This window comes from Streptomyces sp. SID10853, from assembly GCF_010548145.1.
Taxonomy (GTDB): domain Bacteria; phylum Actinomycetota; class Actinomycetes; order Streptomycetales; family Streptomycetaceae; genus Streptomyces.
The window spans coordinates 1-5845 of record NZ_JAAGLN010000330.1; the positions used below are offsets into that span (position 1 = coordinate 1).

Genomic DNA, 5845 nt, shown 5'->3' on the forward strand with positions numbered 1-5845 from the left:
CGACGGGCGGGTGCTGACGCTGATCAGCGGGCACCGGGTGCGGGCGGTCGCGATGGACTCCCCCGGTACCGGCTACGAGGTGACGTCGCCCGAGGGCGACCGGCTGCTCTATCTGCCGCCCGGCGGCTCACCGGCCGGGCTCCCGGACGGCGGACATGACCCGTACGAGATGGTGCTGGCCGATGTCGTCGGCCGCCCCGACGCCCTGGCCAGGCTGCGGTCCGCCGGGGCCGCCGGCGCCACCACCGATGTGCTCGCCGTGCACCTGGGCCACGAGGTGCCGCCCGGACCGGAACTGACGAGGCGGCTGGCCGCCGCCGGGGCGCGTGCGGTGCCGGACGGGACGACGCTGATCGTCGGCGAGTACCACGCGGTGCCCGATCTGCCGCGCCGCACGCTGGTGCTCGGCGGAGCCCGCTCGGGGAAGTCGGTGGAGGCCGAGCGGCGCCTGGAGGGCTTCCCTGGGGTGGTGTACGTGGCGACGGGCGGCAGCCGTGACGGCGATGCCGAGTGGGCGTCGCGGGTGGGGCTGCACCGCGAGCGCAGGCCCGGGTCGTGGCGTACCGAGGAGACCTGCGAACTGCTGCCGCTGCTGGCGGCGGACGGCGGGCCGCCGCTGCTGATCGACTGTCTGTCGCTGTGGCTGACCGACGCGATGGACCGGGTGGGCGCCTGGGAAGACGCACAGTGGGCGGACGGCGGACGGCGGGCCCTGCAGGACCGGGTGGGCGAGCTGGTCGCCGCGGTCAGGGCCACCCGGCGCATGGTCGTCGCCGTCAGCAACGAGGTGGGCTCGGGTGTGGTGCCCGCGACCGCGTCCGGCCGGCGCTTCCGTGACGAACTCGGGCGGCTGAACGCGGCCTTCGCCGCCGAGTGCGAGCACGTTCTGCTGGTCGTCGCCGGGCAGGCGGTCGTGCTGCGCGGCTGACGCGGAGACCAGGAGGCCCGGCCCGCGGGGGAATGCAGGGCCGCGCGGCGTCCCGCCGGGAAGGCTGCCGGTACTGTTCGGCGAATGAGCTCGCTGAATCTCGACGACTTCTCCGATCTGATCGAACGCCCCGACAGCGGCGTACGGCGCGAAGCCGAGGAACGCCGGGAGCGGCTGGCCGTCCCGCCCGGCGCGCTCGGCCGGCTCGACGAACTGGGTGAGTGGCTCTCGGCGGCGCAGTCCGCGGTGCCGGTCAGGCCCGTCGACAACGTCCATGTGGTGCTGTTCGCCGGCGACCACGGGGTGGCCGGACTCGATGTGTCGGCGCGCCCCGCCGGCAGCGCGCATCTGCTGGTGCGCGCCGTGCTGGACGGGGAGAGCCCGGTCGCGGTGCTGGCCCGCAGGCAAGGGCTGCCGGTACGGATCATCGACGCCGGTCTCGACTGCGAACCGGCGCTGCTGCCCGACGAGGTCGTACGGCACCGGGTGCGGCGCGGCAGCGGGCGGATCGACATCGAGGACGCCCTCACCGCCGACGAGGCCGAACAGGCCGTACGTCTCGGGATGGCCATCGCCGACGATGAGGCCGATTCGGGGACCGATCTGGTGGTGCTGGGCGATCTGAGCGTCGGCGGCACCACGGCCGCCGCCACACTGGTCGCCGCGCTCTGCGGCACGGACGCCTCGGTCGTCACCGGGCGCGGCGGAGCCGCCATCGACGATCTCGTCTGGATGCGCAAGTGCGCGGCGGTCAGGGACGCGCTGCGCCGGGCCCGCCCGGTCCTCGGCGACCAACTGGAGCTGCTCGCCACGGTCGGCGGGGCGGATCTGGCCGCGATGACCGGGTTCCTGCTCCAGTGCGCGGTACGGCGGCTGCCGGTGATCCTCGACGGGGTGGTCTCCGCCGCGTGTGCGCTGGTGGGCCAGCGGGCCGCCTTCCGCGCCCCGGAGTCCTGGCTGGCCGGGCAGGTCAGCGGTGAGCCGGCCCAGGCGAAGGCGCTGGACCGGATGGCGCTCACCCCGCTGCTCGACCACGGCGTCACGGTGGGCGAGGGCACCGGGGCGCTGCTGGCACTGCCGTTCGTACAGGCGGCGGCGGCGCTCGCGGCTGAGCTTCCGGAGCGGGCGGCGGACGGCGGCGGCGAGAGCGCCGAAAAGAGCGCTGACAACGGCGCCGAAACCGGAGACAGTGGGGAGTAGCACCGTGGCCGGCGGCCTGCCGCCGGCCTCAGCACATCCCGGCGGGACACCCGGCGCCCCATATCATCGCGTTTCATGGGAGAAGTCCGTACATCCACCGGTGGCACGCCCCTGACCACTGTCCGGTCGCGCCGCTGTGCGGCGTTCGCCGTCTGGTATCTGCGTGCCGTCACCTTCATCAATCTGCTGGGCGCGGCGTGGGTCTCCCTCGGCCAGGACGTCCGGCGACACAACACCGAGTACTTCTTCACGCCCTATCTGCTCACCGCGGGTTTCGCCTCGGGCGCCTTCAGCCTCTTCCTGGCGATCACCATGCGCCGCCGCAAGCGGGCCGCCTGGCTGCTCAACCTGGTCATGGGCGGGCTCTTCCTGCTGGTGTTCGTACTCGCCATGTGTTTCCCGGAGTTCCGCAGATATCCGCAGAACTGGGTCTCGCTGGCGCTGACCGCCGCGTTCGTGGTGTCGCTGCTGATCGGCAGGCGGGAGTACTACGCGAAGGGCGACCGCTCCAACCCGAAGCTGGCCGCCGCCGTGGCGGTGGGCGGGCTGCTGGCCTGTTCGCTGCTGGCCTCGCTGCTGGTCACGCTCACCAACACGGCCCACGACACCTACCGTTCGACGTTCCTGGACCGCTGGCGGTACGGCGTGATGCGGCTGATCTCGCTGGTCCCCGACGACACCCGTATCCGGGGCATCGAGACACCCGCGTGGGTCGACGTCTTCATCAACGTCCTGTCCACGCTGCTGCTGCTCGCGGTGCTCTTCGCCGCCTTCCGCTCCCGGCGCGCCGTCGACCCGATCACCCCGGCCGACGAGGAGCGGCTGCGCGCCCTCCTCGACAAGCACGGCGAGCGCGACTCGCTCGGCTACTTCGCGCTGCGCCGCGACAAGAGCGTCGTCTGGTCCCCCACCGGCAAGGCCGCGGTCGCCTACCGGGTGCTGGGCGGGGTCTCGCTCGCCTCCGGTGATCCGATCGGCGATCCGGAGGCGTGGCCGGGCGCGATCGAGCCCTGGCTGGCCGAGGCGCGCGAGCACGGCTGGCTGCCCGCCGTGATGGGGGCGAGCGAGGAAGCGGGCACGGTCTACGCGAGGCACGGTCTCGACGCGCTGGAGTTCGGTGACGAAGCGATCGTGGAGACCGCGGAGTTCACCCTGGAGGGCCGCGCCATGCGGACGGTGCGCCAGGCGTACAAGCGGGTGCAGCGCGCCGGGTACACCGTGCGGATCCGGCGGCACGAGGAGATCCCCGGCGCCGAGATGGCGTACCTGGTGCAACGGGCCGACGACTGGCGCGACGGGGCGACCGAGCGCGGCTTCTCGATGGCGCTCGGCCGGCTCGGCGACCCGGCGGACGGCCGCTGCATGATGCTCGAATGCCGGGACGGCGAGGGCGAGTTACGCGCTGTCCTGAGTTTCGCCCCCTGGGGCCCCGAAGGGCTCTCGCTGGATCTGATGCGCCGTGACCGGGAGGCCGAGAACGGTCTGATGGAGTTCATGGTCATCGAACTCCTGCAGCAGTCGAAGGAGATCGGGATCACGCAGATCTCACTCAACTTCGCGATGTTCAGATCGGTCTTCGAACGTGGCTCGAAGCTGGGGGCCGGCCCCGTACTGAGGCTCTGGCGCTCGTTCCTCACCTTCTTCTCACGGTGGTGGCAGATCGAGTCGCTGTACCGCGCCAACGCCAAGTACCGGCCGATCTGGGAGCCCCGTTTCATGCTGTTCGAGAAGAGCGCGGATCTGCTGCGCATCGCCGTCGCGTCAGCGCGCGCCGAGGGCTTCCTGGAGGCCCCGGGACTGCCCGGGTGGCTGCGCCCGCGCCGCAGGCCACTCGGGACCAGACGGTGAACCGGCGCGCCCTGCGCGTCGCGGCCCGCCGCGAGTGGGGGCCGCTGTTCACCGCCGTGAGGACGGCGCTCGCCGACCGGAAGTGGCGTGCCGTCCCGCTGACGCTCGGCGCGGTCGCCCTGACCGCGTGCTTCCAGATCGTGCAGAACCAGTCGTGGGGGCTGCGGCCGGTGCACGACATCGGGTTCGTACGGGCCATGGACCCGCTCTGGCTCGCGCTGCTGCGCACCCCGCTGTCGCTGTTCGTGCCGGCGCTCGACCTGCCGGTCTGGGGCGCCCTGATCCAGATCCTGCTGGTGTTCGGCGTCGCGGAGATCTGCATCGGGTGGTGGCGGACGCTGCTCATCTCGTACGTCACCACGCTCGCCGGGACGCTGTACGCCCGCGTCGCGATCTCGCTGGGGTCAGGCAGCGTGCTCGGGGTGAAGGCGTCGGACGCGCTGATCGTCGACACCGGCCCGTCGGCCGCCGTGGTCGGCCTCGCCGTCTATGTCTGCTGGCGGCTGGGTGCCCGGTGGACGGCCGGTGCGGTCATCGTGGGCATGGTCCTGGAGCTGGTGCTCAAGGACAATCTGGCGGGCAAGGAGCATCTGGCGGCGATCCTGGCGGCGCTGGCGCTCTGCGCCCTGACGGCCTGGCGGGACCGCAGGCTTCAGCGGGGCGGCCCGCCGTCCCGTCCGCCGGGCAGCGCGGTGCGCGCCGGGTCGGGGGCGCCGCCGATGAACTCCTCCAGCCGGCGCCGCGGTCCGGCCCAGCGTCTGTCGTGACGGTAGGCGCGCCTGATCGCCCTGGCGCGCGTCCGGTGCCTGCGGCGGTAGAACCGCTTGGCCCACGGGGAGACCGGGCGGGCCAGCCGGACGGCTCCGACCAGGGCGACGAACGGGACCACCGCGCCGATCAGGGCGGTCCGCGGCTTGCCCTTGCTCAGCGCGATCAGCGCGAAGGCGAAGTTCAGCGCGGCGTCCCCCGCGAACAGGCCACGGCCCCGGGCCTCCTGGGGCGACAGCTCATTGACCCCGAACGGCAGGAAGCCGCCCAGGACGAGCCCCACCAGGGCGGCGGTGAGCACCACGATCTCGACGCTCTTGCGGCCCTCGTCGCTCCAGTACACGTCGGCGAGGTGGAGGAGCAGCGCGAACTCGTCGAGCACCAGGCCCGCCCCGGCCCCGAAGATGACCGCGCAGACCGCGGCGCCGAGCCCGTATCTGCCGCTGGTCACCGCGCCGAAGCCGCCGATGACCACCAGGACGACGCCGGGCACCACATGGTGGATGTGCATACCGCCGGGCGTCACGTTCCGGAACGGGCCCCGGCCCGCCCGGATCAGCCGGGCGATGGACCGCACGATCACGAAGGACAGGACGAAGGAGAACAGCGCCAGCGTGAGCGGGAGCTTGCCGGGTTCCACGATGTTCCGCGCCCACCAGTGACCCATGCCACCTGCTTCCTTTTTGGCTGCTACACGTAACTTATCCGTACTTTTCCACCCCGGGCAGCGGATAACCTGCGCGCCATGGACGGCATACGTTTCGCCTTCGGCACGCTCACGGTCCTCCCGGTCCGTGTGACGCGCTGGGACCGGGCGGCGGCGCGCTCGGGCATGCTCTGCGCGCCGCTGGCCGGTCTCGTCGTGGGGCTGTGCGCGGCGGCGGTCGGCACTCCGGTGCTGCTGCTCGGGCCCGGGCCGCTGCTCGCGGCGGTGGTGAGTACGGCCGTACCGGCGGTCCTCATCCGGGGCTGCATCTGGACGGTCTCGCCGACGTCGCCGACGGGCTGGGCAGCGCCAGGCCGGCCGATGACGCGCTGCGCGTCATGAAGCAGTCGGACATCGGCCCGTTCGGCGTGGTGACGCTGGTGTTCGTCCTGCTC

At 72.6% G+C, this 5845-nt stretch carries 5 protein-coding genes and 1 pseudogene; 5 read left to right on the forward strand and 1 reads right to left on the reverse strand.

The window, feature by feature from the left end; all coding sequences use genetic code 11:
- The 4 genes from G3I19_RS33740 to G3I19_RS33755 all read left to right on the forward strand — a co-directional run.
- The coding region (locus tag G3I19_RS33740) for a bifunctional adenosylcobinamide kinase/adenosylcobinamide-phosphate guanylyltransferase (protein WP_164267518.1) at positions 1 to 928 on the forward strand (928 nt) is incomplete at its 5' end.
- Between the two features lie 84 nt (positions 929 to 1012).
- Entirely contained in the window at positions 1013 to 2128 is a 1116-nt protein-coding gene (gene cobT, locus G3I19_RS33745; protein WP_164267519.1) for a nicotinate-nucleotide--dimethylbenzimidazole phosphoribosyltransferase, read from the forward strand.
- Positions 2129 to 2203: 75 nt separating this feature from the next.
- Positions 2204 to 3976: a phosphatidylglycerol lysyltransferase domain-containing protein gene (locus tag G3I19_RS33750; protein ID WP_164267520.1), complete on the forward strand. Its 1773-nt coding sequence runs from the start codon at positions 2204 to 2206 to the stop codon at positions 3974 to 3976.
- Positions 3973 to 4743, forward strand: a complete 771-nt coding sequence (locus tag G3I19_RS33755; protein ID WP_164267521.1) for a hypothetical protein — start codon at positions 3973 to 3975, stop codon at positions 4741 to 4743. The genes G3I19_RS33750 and G3I19_RS33755 overlap by 4 nt, the downstream gene beginning before the upstream one ends.
- On the opposite strand, the gene G3I19_RS33760 is transcribed toward G3I19_RS33755, so the two are convergent.
- Positions 4629 to 5411, reverse strand: a complete 783-nt coding sequence (locus G3I19_RS33760) for a hypothetical protein (protein ID WP_164267522.1) — start codon at positions 5409 to 5411, stop codon at positions 4629 to 4631. The genes G3I19_RS33755 and G3I19_RS33760 overlap by 115 nt on opposite strands.
- Positions 5412 to 5489: 78 nt before the next feature.
- On the opposite strand from G3I19_RS33760, the pseudogene G3I19_RS33765 reads away from it, so the two are divergent.
- A pseudogene (locus G3I19_RS33765) lies at positions 5490 to 5845 on the forward strand (adenosylcobinamide-GDP ribazoletransferase); the annotation flags it as partial.